The 14,338-nt window shown below is 64.5% G+C and carries 13 protein-coding genes; 7 read left to right on the forward strand and 6 right to left on the reverse strand.

The features are described 5' to 3' along the window. Positions 1-82: 82 nt before the first annotated feature. From AB4Z43_RS01810 to AB4Z43_RS01820, 3 genes are all read right to left on the reverse strand, one after another. Complete coding sequence (locus AB4Z43_RS01810; protein ID WP_019858600.1) at positions 83-880, reverse strand: FAD binding domain-containing protein; 798 nt, start codon at positions 878-880, stop codon at positions 83-85. A 12-nt stretch (positions 881-892) separates the two neighbouring features. Beyond that, positions 893-3,241 carry a xanthine dehydrogenase family protein molybdopterin-binding subunit gene (locus tag AB4Z43_RS01815; protein WP_064984115.1) on the reverse strand — a complete coding sequence of 783 codons (2,349 nt, stop codon included), beginning with the start codon at positions 3,239-3,241 and terminating at the stop codon, positions 893-895. Positions 3,242-3,351: 110 nt separating this feature from the next. Continuing rightward, positions 3,352-3,852: a (2Fe-2S)-binding protein gene (locus AB4Z43_RS01820; RefSeq protein ID WP_064984114.1), complete on the reverse strand. Its 501-nt coding sequence runs from the start codon at positions 3,850-3,852 to the stop codon at positions 3,352-3,354. A gap of 314 nt (positions 3,853-4,166) precedes the next feature. Between AB4Z43_RS01820 and AB4Z43_RS01825 the strand changes: the two genes are divergently transcribed. Together AB4Z43_RS01825 and AB4Z43_RS01830 are read left to right on the forward strand one after the other, a co-directional pair. Then, positions 4,167-5,303, forward strand: coding sequence for an FIST signal transduction protein (locus AB4Z43_RS01825; RefSeq protein WP_064984113.1), 1,137 nt, complete (start codon positions 4,167-4,169; stop codon positions 5,301-5,303). Positions 5,304-5,321: 18 nt separating this feature from the next. Continuing rightward, a complete protein-coding gene (locus AB4Z43_RS01830) occupies positions 5,322-6,662 on the forward strand; it encodes an ATP-binding response regulator (protein WP_441935595.1) in 1,341 nt (446 codons plus the stop codon). A 35-nt stretch (positions 6,663-6,697) separates the two neighbouring features. On the opposite strand, the gene AB4Z43_RS01835 is transcribed toward AB4Z43_RS01830, so the two are convergent. Next, positions 6,698-7,381 carry a response regulator gene (locus AB4Z43_RS01835; RefSeq protein ID WP_032930577.1) on the reverse strand — a complete coding sequence of 228 codons (684 nt, stop codon included), beginning with the start codon at positions 7,379-7,381 and terminating at the stop codon, positions 6,698-6,700. A 226-nt stretch (positions 7,382-7,607) separates the two neighbouring features. Here AB4Z43_RS01835 and AB4Z43_RS01840 point away from each other — a divergent pair, with 226 nt between their 5' ends. Both AB4Z43_RS01840 and maiA read left to right on the forward strand, forming a co-directional pair. After that, positions 7,608-8,306, forward strand: coding sequence for a fumarylacetoacetate hydrolase family protein (locus tag AB4Z43_RS01840; RefSeq protein ID WP_441935598.1), 699 nt, complete (start codon positions 7,608-7,610; stop codon positions 8,304-8,306). An 11-nt stretch (positions 8,307-8,317) separates the two neighbouring features. Then, the gene (gene maiA, locus AB4Z43_RS01845; protein WP_027046927.1) at positions 8,318-8,968 is read left to right on the forward strand and encodes a maleylacetoacetate isomerase; all 651 of its coding nucleotides are present in this window, start codon (positions 8,318-8,320) and stop codon (positions 8,966-8,968) included. 3 nt (positions 8,969-8,971) lie between these two features. On the opposite strand, the gene AB4Z43_RS01850 is transcribed toward maiA, so the two are convergent. Further along, a complete protein-coding gene (locus tag AB4Z43_RS01850) occupies positions 8,972-10,216 on the reverse strand; it encodes an MFS transporter (RefSeq protein WP_019858609.1) in 1,245 nt (414 codons plus the stop codon). Positions 10,217-10,315: 99 nt separating this feature from the next. Here AB4Z43_RS01850 and AB4Z43_RS01855 point away from each other — a divergent pair, with 99 nt between their 5' ends. Both AB4Z43_RS01855 and AB4Z43_RS01860 read left to right on the forward strand, forming a co-directional pair. Beyond that, on the forward strand, positions 10,316-10,777 hold the full coding sequence (locus tag AB4Z43_RS01855; RefSeq protein ID WP_441935601.1) for a winged helix-turn-helix transcriptional regulator: 462 nt from the start codon (positions 10,316-10,318) through the stop codon (positions 10,775-10,777). Between the two features lie 110 nt (positions 10,778-10,887). Next, entirely contained in the window at positions 10,888-11,928 is a 1,041-nt protein-coding gene (locus AB4Z43_RS01860) for a zinc-dependent alcohol dehydrogenase family protein (protein ID WP_019858611.1), read from the forward strand. A 21-nt stretch (positions 11,929-11,949) separates the two neighbouring features. Here the strand turns inward: AB4Z43_RS01860 and AB4Z43_RS01865 are convergent, their stop codons facing one another. Further along, a complete protein-coding gene (locus AB4Z43_RS01865) occupies positions 11,950-12,813 on the reverse strand; it encodes a DMT family transporter (protein WP_027046929.1) in 864 nt (287 codons plus the stop codon). A gap of 106 nt (positions 12,814-12,919) precedes the next feature. Here AB4Z43_RS01865 and AB4Z43_RS01870 point away from each other — a divergent pair, with 106 nt between their 5' ends. Continuing rightward, complete coding sequence (locus AB4Z43_RS01870; RefSeq protein ID WP_069092342.1) at positions 12,920-14,338, forward strand: aminotransferase-like domain-containing protein; 1,419 nt, start codon at positions 12,920-12,922, stop codon at positions 14,336-14,338.

The following is a 14,338-nucleotide window of genomic DNA, read 5'->3' on the forward strand; positions in this document are numbered from 1 at the left end:
CCTTCACGAGCCGCACGGCTACACACCATCGCGTACGAAAAAGGGGCCAAGATGGCCCCTTTGATGTCGGCAACCGATGCTGTCAGGCGTTGGCTGCCGCCACCGCGCGCTTGGCCATGACCGCGATCAAATTGGCGCGGTAGTCGGCGGAAGCGTGGATGTCGCTCATCAGGTTCTTCGCCGGCACTTTCACGCCGGCGAGAGACGCGGCGTCGAAGTTCTTCGCAAGGGCTGCCTCGATCTCCTTCGAGCGGAACACGCCGTCGTCACCGGCGCCGGTCACCGCAACGCTGACGCCGTCCTTGCCCTTGGCCACGAACACGCCGACGATTGCATAGCGAGAAGCGGGGTTGCGGAACTTTTCATAAGCCGCCTTGGCCGGCGCGGTGAAGGAGACCGCCGTGATGATCTCGCCATCCTTCAAGGCCGTTTCGAACAGCCCTTTGAAGAACTTGTCGGCCGATATCTCGCGCTTGTTGGTGACGATGGTGGCGCCCAATGCCAGAAGGGCCGCCGGATAGTCGGCCGCCGGATCGTTGTTGGCGATCGAACCGCCGATCGTGCCCTTGTAGCGCACCGCCGGGTCACCGATCAGCGACGCCAGATGGGCAATTGCCGGGCAGGCCTTCTTAAGCTTCTCGTCGTTGGAGACGTCGAAATGCGTGGTGGCCGCGCCGATGGTGACCGTCTTTCCCGACACCTTGACGCCCTGCATCTCCTTGATGCGCGACAGATCGACGAGATCGGAAGGAGCCGCCAGCCGCGTCTTCATGGCAGGTATCAGCGTCATGCCGCCGGACAGCAGTTTGGCGTCGCCGCTCTTCACCAGCTTGGCGGCATCCGCGACCGAGGCGGCGCGATGGTAGTTGACCGAATACATGGCTGTTCCTCCTCAGTGCTTCGCGGCGCGGATCGCGGCCCACACGGTGGGCGGCGAGGCGGGCATGGCGATATCGGCGATGCCGATGGCATCGGTGATGGCGTTGATCACCGCCGGCGGCGAGCCGATGGCGCCGGCCTCGCCGCAACCCTTGATGCCGAGCGGATTGCCCGGGCATGGCGTGTTCGAGGTCGAGACCTTGAACGACGGCAGGTCGCCCGCGCGCGGCATGGTGTAATCCATGTAGCTCGCGGTCAGCAGCTGTCCGCTGGCATCGTAGTGGGCGCCTTCCAGCAGCGCCTGGCCAATCCCTTGCGCGATGCCGCCATGCACCTGGCCCTCGACGATCATCGGATTGATGATGTTGCCGAAATCATCGGCGGCCACGAACTGGACGACCTCTGTCGTTCCGGTCTCCGGTTCGATCTCGACCTCGCAGATGTAGCAGCCCGCCGGGAAGGTGAAGTTCGACGGATCGTAGAAGGCCGTTTCCTTCAATCCGGGCTCCATCCCTGCCGGCAGATTGTGGGCGGTATAGGCGGCCAGCGCCACCTGGAACCACGGCACGTTCTTGTCGGTACCGGCAACCTTCAGCGCACCGTTCTCGATGACGATGTCGCCCTCGTCGGCTTCGAGCAAGTGGGCGGCGATCTTCTTGGCCTTGGCCTCGACCTTGTCGAGTGCCTTTGATATCGCCGACATGCCGACCGCGCCCGAGCGCGAACCGTAAGTGCCCATGCCCATCTGCACCTTGTCGGTGTCGCCATGGACGATCGAAACCGAATCAATCGGCACGCCGAAACGCTGGTTGACCAGTTGCGCGAAGGTCGTCTCGTGGCCCTGGCCATGGCTGTGCGAGCCGGTCAGCACCTCGATCGTGCCGACGGCGTTGACGCGCACTTCGGCCGATTCCCAAAGGCCGACACCGGCGCCGAGCGAGCCGACCGCCGCCGACGGCGCGATGCCGCAGGCCTCGATGTAACAGCTCATGCCTATCCCGCGCAGCAGGCCCTTCTTGGCGGCCGCCGCCTTGCGTTTGGCAAAGCCGGCATAGTCCGAAGCTTTCATGGCCGCGTCGAGCGAGGCGCCGTAGTCGCCGGCGTCATAGTTCATGATCACCGGTGTCTGGTGCGGGAAGGAGGTGATGAAGTTCTTGCGCCGCAATTCGGCAGGCGACACGCCAAGCTCGCGCGCGGCCGCTTCCATCGTGCGTTCCAGGAGATAGGTGGCTTCCGGCCGCCCTGCCCCGCGATAGGCATCGACAGGCGCCGTGTTGGTATAGACCGTGCGCACATTGGCGTGGATGGCCGGAATGTCGTACTGGCCCGAAAGCAGCGTCGCGTAGAGATAGGTCGGCACGCAGGACGAGAACAGCGACATATAGGCGCCGAGATTGGCGATCGTGTCGACCTTCAGCCCGGTGATCCTGTTGTTCTTGTCGAAAGCCATTTCCACCGTCGAGACATGGTCGCGGCCATGCGCGTCGGAGAGAAAACTCTCGGTGCGGTCGGCGACCCATTTGACCGGCACGCCGGTTTTCTTGGAAGCCCACAGGCAGACGATCTCTTCGGGATAGATGTAGATCTTGGAGCCGAAGCCGCCGCCGACATCCGGCGCGATGACGCGCAGCTTGTTTTCCGGCGCGACATTGTAGAAGGCGCTCATCACCAGCCGCGCGACATGCGGGTTCTGCGAGGTCGTCCAGCAGGTGTAATGGTCCTCGGCCTTGTCGTAGTGGCCGAGAGCCGCGCGCGGCTCCATGGCATTCGGCACCAGCCGGTTGTTGACGATCTTCATGCGGGTGACATGCGCCGCTGCCTTGATCGCCGCGTCGGTCGCCTTGGCATCGCCGATCTCCCAGTCGAATATCAGATTGTTCTCGGCCTCGGCATGGATCTGCGGCGCGCCCTTTTCGAGCGCCTTGGTGGCTTCGACGACGGCCTTCAATTCCTTGTAGGTGATCTCGACCGCCTCTGCCGCATCACGGGCCTGCCCCTTGGTCTCGGCCACGACGACGACGACGGCGTCACCGACATAGCGCACCTTGTCGACGGCCAACGGCGACCAGGCGCCCATCTTCATCGGCGAACCGTCCTTGGAATGGATCATCCAGCCGCAGATGAGGTTGCCGATGCCATCGGCCTTGAGCTCCTTGCCGGTCAGCACGCCGATGACGCCGGGCATGGCTTGCGCTCGCTTGACGTCGATCTTCTTGATCTGCGCATGCGCGTGCGGGCTGCGCACGAAGGCGGCATGCTTCATGCCGGGAACCACCATGTCGTCGACATAGCGGCCGGCGCCGGTGATGAATCTTTTGTCTTCCTTGCGCGCGACCCGAGCGCCAACACCTTCAATGCCCATCAGAAATTCCTCCCGAGATTGTAGGGGAGCAGGTGAGTTGGGCAGTACGGCAGTAGGGAAAAACTGGTTCCGGTTCCCTACTGCCTTACTGCCTACTGCCTACCGCTCGTTCACGCAGCTTGTTTCGCCTTGCCCTTGGCCCCTTTTGCCATCGTCTTCGATGCGGCGAGGATCGCCTTGACGATGTTGTGGTAGCCGGTGCAGCGGCAGATATTGCCTTCCAGTTCGGCTCGCACCGTCGCCTCGTCGAGGCCTTCGGGATGGCGGTTGATCATGTCGGTTGCCGCCATGATCATGCCAGGCGTGCAGAAACCGCATTGCAGGCCGTGATGTTCCTTGAAGGCGGCCTGCACGGGATGCAGGTCGGCGCCATTGGCGAGACCTTCGATCGTTACAATGCTCGAGCCGGACGCCTGTACCGCGAGCATGGTGCAGGACTTCACCGCCTTGCCGTCGACATGGACGACGCAGGCCCCGCATTGCGAGGTGTCGCAGCCGACATGCGTGCCGGTCAGGCCGAGATTCTCGCGCAGGAAGTGAACCAGCAGCGTTCGGTCCTCGGCGGCCCCGCTGACCCGCCTGCCGTTCACCATCAACGAAACGTCCGACATGAATCCTCCCTGGGTATCAACCTTGGTCATCACGCTGCCGACGCGCCGCTGGCACTTCGGCCATGCGTTATTCGTACACTGCACAACGCACAAAAAACAGCGCGACGGAAAAGGCGGATCATTGTACTTTCGGTCATGGCCAAGGTCGAAGGCGCATTCCCCTCGCCCCATTGCCAAAACGCCGATTGGAAGCAACAATATCCTTCGACGCCCGCGCGCCAGAAGCCTGTAAAAACAGCCGCGTATAAAAACAGCGTCGGAGGAAATGCGGGAGAACGCCGCTGACCAGTTCACGGACGCGCTACGCCTGCGGCTTGTCGGCGCTGACCACGGACGAGCCCGACCTGGATGCTTTCGCTCGCGCGGTGGCCAGCGAGGCCGCGGCAATCGACGCCGGCTTTGCCCTCGTGTTCTTCTCCCAGAGCCTTGTCGAGGCCGGCGCCCTGTCGCGAGCACTCTCGGCGCACGCGCCGGGGCTCCACCATGCCGGCTGCTCCACCGCCGGCGAGATCACGCCGCAGGGGCTAGAGGAAGGTCACATGCTGGCGATGCTGCTTCCCTCGGCGTCGTTCACCGCGGTCAGCGCCATGGTCGACAATCTATCCTCGTCGGGCATGGACAGGATCACCGGCGAGGTCGAGGCCCTGCGGCGCACGCTGCGCGTCCGGGTCGGCGGGGAGCGGACCAGGAACACCTTCGCGCTCTGCTTCATCGATGGGCTGTCCTATGCAGAGGAAGCGGTCAGTTCGGCCATCCACTGGGGCCTTGACGACATACCTCTGCTCGGTGGCTCGGCCGGCGACGATCTGAAATTCGAGACGACGCGGCTGATCTCGAACGGCAGGGTCACCTCGGACAGCGCCATCATCGTGCTGATCGCCACGGAAATTCCGTTCCACGTCTTCAAGACCGACAATTTCGTTCCGACCGACGAAAAACTGGTGGTCACGGCGTCCGATGCCGATCACCGCATCGTACGCGAGTTCAACGCCACCAATGCGGCGGAAGAATATGCCGCTTCCGTCGGTATCGTCCCGCAGACCCTGACGCCGCTGAGCTTCGCCTCGCACCCGGTGGTGGTGAAGGTGGGCGGTGAATATTACTGCCGCTCGATCCAGAGGATGCACGCCGACGGCTCGCTGTCGTTCTTCTGCGCCATAGACGACGGCGTCGTATTGTCGATCGCCCAGCCCAAGGACATGGTGGAATCGACACGCGCGGCCTTGCGCGAGGTCGAGGAGAGGCTTGGCGGCATCGACCTGATCCTCGGCTTCGACTGCGTGCTACGCCGGCTCGATGCGCGCAACCGGCAAGTTTTTCGTGACATTTCGGAACTCTACCGGGTCAACAATGTCGTCGGCTTCGGCACGTATGGCGAACAGTACCGGTCGATGCATTTGAACCAGACCTTCACCGGCATTGCCTTTGGCGAACGGCAAGCGGCGGAATAGGGGCCGCAGAGTAACAAGATGCCGCTCAAGGATATAAACGACCTCGAAAAGCTGAAGAAGATCAACGCCGCCCTGGTCAGCCGCGTCGAGCGCTCGATGGATCAGCAAGGCAATGCCTTCTCGCTGTTCCAGACCGCCATCTCGCTCGAGAACCGGGTGCGCACGCGCACCGAGGAACTGCACTCGACCTTGCGGCGGCTGGAACAGTCCAACATCGACCTCAGCGCCGCCAAGGAAAACGCCGAGTTCGCGAACCTGTCCAAGACGAGGTTCCTTGCCGCCGCCAGCCATGACGTGCTGCAGCCACTGAACGCGGCTCACCTGTCCGTCTCGGCGCTCGCCGAGGTGCAGACCAGCGACGAAGGCAGGAAACTGGTGCGGCAGGTCGAGCGCTCGCTGGAGACGATGGAGGACCTGCTGCGCACCCTGCTCGACATTTCCAAGCTCGATGCCGGCGTGGTGCACCCCGACATCGGCGACGTCAGCCTGGAGGCGCTGTTCTCGTCGCTGCGCTCGGATTTCCAGCCGGTCGCGGAAATGAAACGCCTGTCGCTGAAGTTCCGACCGGTCAACGCCGTGGTCCGCTCCGACCGCACCCTGCTGCGCCGCATCCTGCAGAACATCCTCTCCAACGCGCTGGGCTATACACGCTCGGGCGGCGTGCTCGTCGGCACCAGGCATCGCGGCGATACGATCCGCATCGATGTCGCCGATACCGGCTGCGGCATCCCCGAGGACCAGCGCGAGGCGGTGTTCGAGGAATTCCATCGCGGCACCTTGCCCGCCAATGCCGGGCTCGACAGCGGCGGCCTTGGGCTCGGGCTTGCCATCGTGCGCCGCATGGCCGGCGCGCTCGGCCACCCCGTGACCTTCTCGTCGAAGGTGGGGCGCGGCACGATCTTCCATATCGATGTCCCCGTCGGCATCGGTGCCCCCGCCGACGCGATCGCCAGCGCCACCGCCCTGGAGCGGTCACGCGGCTACGGCCTGTTCGGCACCAAGGTGCTGCTGGTCGAAAACGACGCGGAGGTGCTGGAGGCCATGACCTTCCTGCTCGAGCGCTGGCAGTGCCTGGTGCGGGCCGCGACCTCGACCGACGACGCGCTTGACCTGCTCGGCGACACCGACTGGGTGCCCGACATCATCATTGCCGACCAGCATCTCGACGGCGGCGACCTCGGCACCGCCACCATATCGGAGGTCCGCGACTATCTCGGCCGCGCAGTGCCAGCGCTGATCGTCACCGCCGACAATTCCGAAGCCGTCGCCAAGGCAGCGCGCGCCGACGGCATCGAACTGATGCGCAAACCACTGAAGCCGGCGCAACTGCGCGCGCTGCTGGCGCATTTGCTGGCTTAGCTCCATACCCTCCCCACGAGGGGGAGGGTAAAAGCTCAAAACCCCGCCTGATCCCTGAAAAGCTCCGCATTGTCCAGCTTCGAGACCTCGATCACCGCTTGCGTGCGGCTGTAGACATTGAGCTTGCGCAATATCTCCGAGACATGCGCCTTGACCGTGGTCTCGCCCACCTGCAGTTCATAGGCGATCTGCTTGTTGAGCAGGCCTTGGCGCAGCATCTGCAGCACCCGCAACTGCTGCGGCGTCAGTTTGGACAGACGCTGGACCATGTCGGCGCGGTCGATGCTGTCGGCGTCGGCCGGCTGGCCTTCATAGGTTTCCGGCACATAGATCGCGCCGTCCATCACCGAGCGGATGGCGGCGGCCAGATCGCTCTTGCGCGCCGATTTCGGGATGAAGCCGGCGGCGCCATAGGACAGCGCCTCGGAAATGATCCGCGGCTCCTCATATCCCGACACGATCACCACCGGCAGGCGCGGATAGCGGGTCCTGAGTTGCAGCAGCCCGTCGAAGCCGTGCACGTCGGGCATGCTGAGGTCCAGCAGCGCAAGGTCGAAAGGCTTAGCGTCGGCCAGCAGATCGAGCGCCTCGGCGATCGAGCGCGCCTCGACCGTGTCGACCTCCGGATAGGCCATCTGCACGGCGCTGTGCAGCGCCTCGCGAAACAGCGGATGGTCGTCGATGATCAGGAACCGGGCGCGATCGTTGGGTACTGTCATGTGGCTCGTTCCGGTTTACCTGCCACACCATAGCCCCGCGACCTTGGTCGGATTATTAGCAAATAGTCTATCGCCGGTTGATAGGCCGCTGCAAAGGTGATGGGAACCCTGAATTACTTATACGGCCCCGACAAAGCCAATGCTTTATGAAGAGCGACGCCTTGCCCGGTTCCCGAAATCGGCCGAAGGTGCCGCCATCATCCCGATAGCCAACGCAGAGACCCCCATGACCGCCTTTGTCCTTCCCGTGCCGCCAACGCCTTCAGTCGCCATCAGCGGGTCGGCCGAGCGCTTTGCCGTGCGGCGGATTTTCTGCGTCGGCCGCAACTATGCGGCGCATGCGCGCGAGTTCGGCAATGACGAGCGCGATCCGCCCTTCTTCTTCACCAAGCCATCCGACGCCGTGGTCGATTCCGGCACCGTGTTCCCCTACCCGCCGCTGACGGCCAATCTGCACCACGAAATCGAGCTGGTGGCCGCGATCGGAAAAACAGGCTTCCGCATTGCGCGTGAGCGGGCGCTGGACCACGTCTGGGGTTATGGCGTCGGCATCGACCTCACCCGCCGCGACCTCCAGGATGAGGCCAAGAAGGCGGCGCGGCCCTGGGACTGGTCGAAGGCCTTCGACCATTCCGCCCCTTGCGGCCCTCTGGTGCCCGCACAGAAATCGGGGCACCCGACGAAGGGGCGTATCTGGCTTGCCGTAAACGGCGCGGTGAAACAGGATGCCGACCTTAGCGAGCTGATCTGGCCGATAGCAGACATTGTCTCAATCTGCAGCGAAGCAGTCGAATTGCAAGCCGGCGACCTGATCTTCACCGGCACGCCCGCCGGCGTCGGCGCGGTCAAGCGCGGTGAGACGATGACCGGCGGCGTCGACGGCATCGGCACGATCGAAGTGACGATCGGCCAACCGCGGTCGTGAACGACAAAGCCATGAGCGACATCGTCCTGCACAATTATTACCGTTCCTCCACCTCCTACAGAGTGCGGATCGCGCTGGAGATGAAGGGGCTGAGCTATGACTACGTCCCGCACCATCTGCGCCATGGCGAGCATCTGGAACCGGCCTATCTCGCGGTCAACCCGCAGGGGCTGGTGCCGGCATTGGTGCTCGACGACGGCACGCTATTGACGCAGTCGCTGGCGATCATCGAATATCTCGACGAGGTCCAGCCCACGCCGCCGCTGCTGCCGAAGGACTCGCTTGGCCGGGCGCGCGTGAGAATGCTGGCGCAGATGATCGCCTGCGACATCCACCCGGTGAACAATCTGCGGGTGCTGACCTCGCTGCGCACCTTGTTCGGCGCCGGCGACCAGGACATCACCAACTGGTTCCGCCACTGGGTGAACGAAGGCTTTCAGCCGCTTGAAAAGATCCTAGCGTCCTCACCTCAGACCGGAACATTCTGCCACGGCGAGGCGCCGGGGCTCGCCGATATCTGCCTGGCGGCACAGATCACCAGCAACGCCCGTTTCGGCGTCGACCCGACGCCCTACCCGACGATCACCCGCATCAACGCCGCCTGCATGGCGCTGCCGGCCTTCCAGAAGGCCGCGCCGCAGAACCAGATCGATGCGGAGTAAGGCCTACTGGCCAACGCGCAGCGTCAGTGCCCAGACCAGCAACGCCAGCAGGCCGATGCTGGCGCCCAGCACACAGACGCCGCTCCAGCCCATGGCGCCATAGGTCATGGTCGAGGCGATGGAGCCGAGCGCGCTGCCGAGCGAATAAAAGATCATGTAGCCGCCCACCAGGCGGCTGCGTGCATGAGGCCGGCGCGAAAAAATCAGGCTCTGATTGGTGACGTGGACGGCCTGGATCGCCAGATCCAGCATGACGATGCCGGCGACAAGCAGCCACAGCGACACGCCCATGAAGGCGATCGGCAGCCAGGCCCCCATCATCAAAAGCAGGCTGAGACCGGTGACTAGCTGGCCGCGCCCGCGATCGACGAGGCCGCCTGTCCAGCGAGCACCGAGAGCGCCGGCGACCCCGGCAAGGCCGAACAGCCCGATCTCGGTATGCGAGAGTGAAAATGGCGCGGCACTCAGCGGCAGCACCAGTGGCGCCCACAGCACGTTGAAGCTGGCGAAGATCAGCATGGCGAGCACCGCGCGCACACGCAGCAGCGGCTCCTGCACAAACAGCAGTACCACCGAGCCGAGCAGGCGCGGATAGGGCGTGCGTGGCCGCTCCGCCTCGTGGCGCGGCAGGATGAGGTAGAGTACCAGCGCCATGATGAGCGTCAGCGCCGCCGAGACCAGATAGACCCAGCGCCAGCCAGCGAAGTCGGCGACAACGCCGGCAACGAAGCGGGCAAGCAGGATGCCAAGGATGACGCCGCTGGTGACGGTGCCGACCGCCCGCCCCCGCTCGGACGGCACGGCGAGGTCGGCGGCGTAGGCCACCAGCACCTGAACCACAACGGCAAGCAGTCCGACGACAGCAAGGCCTGTCAGCAGCATTGCAGCGCTCGGTGCAATCCCGACAGCACTCAGCGCGACGGCGGACAGGACTGCCTGAACGGCGATCAGCTTGCGACGATCGAACAGGTCGCCCAGCGGCACGATGAAGAACAGGCCGAGCGCATAGCCGATCTGCGTGACCGTCACCACGATGCCGACCGAGGCGGGCGCGATGGCGAAATCATGCGCGATGGCATCGAGCAGCGGATGAGCGAAATAGACGTTGGCAACACTCAGGCCACAGGCAATGGCGAAGACCAGCGCCGTCATGCCGGACAGTCCCAGTGGTGACGCTGGTGTTGCCTGCAGCAGCCTGTCGGACCGCTCCGCTCCTGCTGCCACGCCGTTCACCACCTGCAGATTCATGTCGCTCTCCACAATAGGTTTCAACTTGAAACCACTTGCTGCATAGGCAGAACAGTTTTATCTTGCAACCAGAATGATCTATCTGGACCAACGATTGCTATGGTGAAACGAACGAGCCACCACGAAGCGGATTGCCTGATCGCGCGGCCGCTGGACGCGATCGGCGACTGGTGGTCGCTGCTCATCGTGCGCGATGCCTTTGACGGCTTGCGCCGCTTCGGCGAGTTCCAGAAGAGCCTCGGCGTCGCCAAGAACATCCTGTCGGCGCGGCTGCGCAATCTGGTCGCACACGACATACTGGAAACGGTTCCCGCGCCCGACGGCAGCGCGCACCACGAATATGTGCTGACGCAAAAAGGGCGCGGCCTGTTCTATGTCCTGGTCGCCTTGCGGCAATGGGGCGAGACCTATTTCTCCGGACCGGGCGAGCCCTACACTTTCATGGTCGATACGCAGAGCGGTCGGCCGATCAGGCGCCTGGAGGTGCACGCCGAGGACGGGCGGCGGCTGGTCCCCGGCGACACGAGGCTCGCCGATTTCCGCAACCGGGAAAACAGCTGAGCGCCCTGGCCGGTTCGGCGGACTGGCCAAGCTGGCGGAATCGATTTCCGCTTGACCGGCTGGGGAATCGGCTATCGTTTCCCCGGACAATGCACAGGGTGGAGTGACCGATGAAAGCCGTCGTCTTCGAGAAATTCGGCGAAGCGCCGACGATCCAGACCGTCTCCGATCCGAAGCCGGCTGCCGATGGCGTCGTCATCAAGGTCGAGGCGACGGGGCTGTGCCGCAGCGACTGGCATGGCTGGATGGGCCATGATGACGGCATCACCTTGCCGCATGTGCCTGGACATGAACTGGCGGGCGTCGTCGTCGCCGCCGGCAAGCAGGTCAGCCGCTGGAAGGCCGGCGACCGCGTGACGGTGCCGTTCGCCGTCGGCTGCGGCCGCTGTTTCGAATGCACGTCGGGCAATCATCAGGTCTGCGAGCACCAGACGCAGCCCGGCTTCACGGGCTGGGGCTCGTTCGCCGAATATGTCGGCATCGAACATGCAGACACCAACCTGGTGCGCTTGCCCGAGGAGATGGAATACGCCACCGCCGCCAGCCTCGGCTGCCGTTTCGTCACCTCGTTTCGCGCCATTGTCGACCAAGGGCGAGTCAAGCCCGGCGAATGGGTGGCGGTGCATGGTTGTGGCGGCGTCGGCCTGTCGGCAATCATGATCGCCAGTTCGATGGGCGCCAATGTGATCGCCATCGACCTCACCGACGAGAAGCTGGAGTTCGCCAAAAAGATCGGCGCCGTCGCGACCATCAATGCGTCGACGACGCCGAATGTGGTCAAGGCGGTCAAGCAAATCACCAATGGCGGCGCCCATATGTCGATGGACGCGCTCGGCCACCCCACCACCTCGTTCAACTCGATCGCCAATCTGCGCCGGCGCGGCCGCCATGTGCAGGTCGGCCTGATGCTGGGCGAGCACGCCCGCCCGCAAGTGCCGATGGACAAGATCATCGCCTACGAACTCGAAATCCTCGGCAGCCACGGCATGCAGGCCTACCGCTACCAGGCGATGATGGACATGATCCGCAACGGCAAGCTCAAGCCCGAACTGCTGGTCGGCAAGAAGATCAGCCTCGACGAGGCGCCCGCAGCGCTGATGGCGATGAGTGGCTTCGAGGGCATTGGTATCGGGGTGGTGACGAAGTTCTAGGCGCGGGGCTCGCTTCCCGAACTACCGCGCGAACTTCTTTGCGCCGAATACGCACGCCACCACACCGAGCGTGACGACCACCATCAGCGGGCTGACCTGCTCGTGCAGCAGGCTCGCCGCAAGCGCCAGGCCGAAGAAGGGCTGCAACAACTGCAACTGGCCGACCGCCGCGATGCCGCCTTGCGCCAGGCCGCGGTACCAGAAGACGAAGCCGATCAGCATGCTGAACAGCGAGACATAGGCGAGCCCGATCCAGGCGTGGGAGCCGACGGCGGCAAAGGATTGCGGCAGGGTCGCGAAACTCAGCACCAGCATGATCGGCAGCGACAACGTCAGCGCCCAGCAGATCACTTGCCAGCCGCCGAGCCTGCGCGACAGCGCGGCGCCCTCGGCATAGCCCAGGCCGCAAACGACGACGGCGGCGAGCATCAGGCCGTCGCCGACCGGCGAGGCGGTCACGCCCTGCGTCAGCGCGAAGCCCGCGACCAGCGCGCTGCCGATGCACGAAAACAACCAGAATGCCGGACGAGGACGATCGCCGCCGCGCAGCACACCGAAGATCGCGGTCGCCAGCGGCAGCAGGCCGATGAAGATGATGGAATGGGCCGAGGTGATGTGCTTGAGCGCCAAGGCGGTCAACAAGGGAAAGCCGACGACCACGCCCAGCGCCACGATCACCAGCGACACCAGATCGCCGCGCTGCGGACGTTTCTCCCGAAACAGCAGCAGCATCGCCAGCCCAAGCAGTCCGGCAATCGCGGCCCGGGCTGATGTCACGAAGGTCGGATCGAAATCCATGACCGCCACACGCGTCGCCGGCAGCGAGCCCGAGAAGATCAGCACGCCGATAAATCCGTTCACCCAGCCGCTCGCGGTCTTGTCCATTGCACGCTCCATTGCTTTCGCCCTCTATCGGGCGGATGCCCATGGCGCGGCTAGAGACAATGCGGTACAATTTCACGAAACTGTAATGGCATATTGAGCAGTACAGATGACTGGCCTCGCCTTGGAAACTGATGGCGCGCGAACCCTGGGTACCCCCACTCTGGTCGAAAGCGTCATGGCGACCATTCGCCAGCGGATTGCCGCGCGCAGCCTGACACCGGGAGCCCGGTTGCCGTCGATCCGCGCCTTCGCCCAATCCATGCAGGTGTCCAAATCCACCGTGGTCGAAGCCTATGAGCGGCTCGTCGCCGAGGGCACGATCCGCTCCCGGCGGGGCTCGGGTTTCTATGCCGCCGGCTCGCTGGCGCCGCTGTCGCTGGCCGAGATCGGTCCCCGGCTCGACCGTGCCGTCGATCCGCTCTGGGTATCGCGCCAGTCGCTGGATGCCGGCGACGAGGTGTTGAAACCCGGCTGCGGCTGGCTGCCGGCCTCCTGGATGCCGCAGGCCGCGCTGCGGCGGGCACTGCGCACGGCAGCGCGCGCCGACGATGCCGCGCTTGCCGATTACGGCACGCCGCTTGGCCTGCCGCCGCTGCGGCAACTCTTGGCGCGGCGCATGGCCGGGCATGGCATCGAAGTCTCGCCTGAACAGATCATGCTGACGGACTCGGGCACGCAGGCCATCGACCTGTTGTGCCGGCTCCTGATCGAGCCCGGCGACACGGTGCTGGTCGACGACCCCTGCTATTTCAATTTCCACGCTTTGCTGCGCGCCCACCGCGCCAAGGTGGTCAGCGTTCCCTACACACCGTCTGGGCCAGATATCGAACTGTTCGCGCATGCGCTCGCCGAGCATCGGCCGCGCCTCTACATCACCAACGCCGCCATCCACAACCCGACCGGCGCGATCCTGTCGCCGGTCACCGCGCACCGCTTGCTGAAGCTCGCCGACCAGTCGGACCTGACCATTGTCGAGGACGACATCTTCGCCGATTTCGAACATGCCCCTGCCCCGAGGCTGGCGGCCTTCGATGGCCTGAACCGCGTCGTCCAGATCGGCAGTTTTACCAAGACGCTGTCGGCGTCGGTGCGCTGCGGCTTCATCGCAGCGCCCCGCGACTGGATCGAGGGCCTGACCGACCTCAAAATCGCCACGACCTTCGGCGGCGGACGGCTGGCCGCCGAACTGGTCCTGATGCTGCTGAAGGATGGCAGCTACCGCAAGCACATGGATCTGCTGCGCGCCAGGCTCGCGCGCGCCATGGCCGAGACCGTCGCCCGGCTGAGGGCGATCGGCATCACGCCGTGGATCGACCAGCCGGCCGGTCTGTTCCTGTGGTGCGGCCTGCCCGACGGCGTTGACGCGGCCGAAGTCGCACGCCGGGCGCTCAGCGACAATGTCGTGCTGGCGCCCGGCAACGCGTTCAGCCTGTCGCGGACGGCCAGCCGTTTCCTGCGCTTCAACGTCGCCCAGTGCGAAGATCAGCGGATCTTCAAGGTGCTCGAGGCGGCAATGGCGCGCTGA

The sequence above is a fragment of the Mesorhizobium sp. 2RAF45 genome, from assembly GCF_052115225.1.
Taxonomy (GTDB): Bacteria; Pseudomonadota; Alphaproteobacteria; order Rhizobiales; family Rhizobiaceae; genus Mesorhizobium; species Mesorhizobium jarvisii.

Coding starts and splice junctions, on each gene's coding strand:
- AB4Z43_RS01850 (WP_019858609.1), bottom strand. CDS start 10,216: ATGAATCTGCAGGTGGTGAACGGCGTGGCAGCAGGAGCGGAGCGGTCC.
- AB4Z43_RS01810 (WP_019858600.1), bottom strand. CDS start 880: ATGTATTCGGTCAACTACCATCGCGCCGCCTCGGTCGCGGATGCCGCC.
- AB4Z43_RS01865 (WP_027046929.1), bottom strand. CDS start 12,813: ATGGACAAGACCGCGAGCGGCTGGGTGAACGGATTTATCGGCGTGCTG.
- maiA (WP_027046927.1), top strand. CDS start 8,318: ATGAGCGACATCGTCCTGCACAATTATTACCGTTCCTCCACCTCCTAC.
- AB4Z43_RS01840 (WP_441935598.1), top strand. CDS start 7,608: ATGACCGCCTTTGTCCTTCCCGTGCCGCCAACGCCTTCAGTCGCCATC.
- AB4Z43_RS01855 (WP_441935601.1), top strand. CDS start 10,316: ATGGTGAAACGAACGAGCCACCACGAAGCGGATTGCCTGATCGCGCGG.
- AB4Z43_RS01870 (WP_069092342.1), top strand. CDS start 12,920: ATGACTGGCCTCGCCTTGGAAACTGATGGCGCGCGAACCCTGGGTACC.
- AB4Z43_RS01835 (WP_032930577.1), bottom strand. CDS start 7,381: ATGACAGTACCCAACGATCGCGCCCGGTTCCTGATCATCGACGACCAT.
- AB4Z43_RS01830 (WP_441935595.1), top strand. CDS start 5,322: ATGCCGCTCAAGGATATAAACGACCTCGAAAAGCTGAAGAAGATCAAC.
- AB4Z43_RS01815 (WP_064984115.1), bottom strand. CDS start 3,241: ATGGGCATTGAAGGTGTTGGCGCTCGGGTCGCGCGCAAGGAAGACAAA.
- AB4Z43_RS01820 (WP_064984114.1), bottom strand. CDS start 3,852: ATGTCGGACGTTTCGTTGATGGTGAACGGCAGGCGGGTCAGCGGGGCC.
- AB4Z43_RS01860 (WP_019858611.1), top strand. CDS start 10,888: ATGAAAGCCGTCGTCTTCGAGAAATTCGGCGAAGCGCCGACGATCCAG.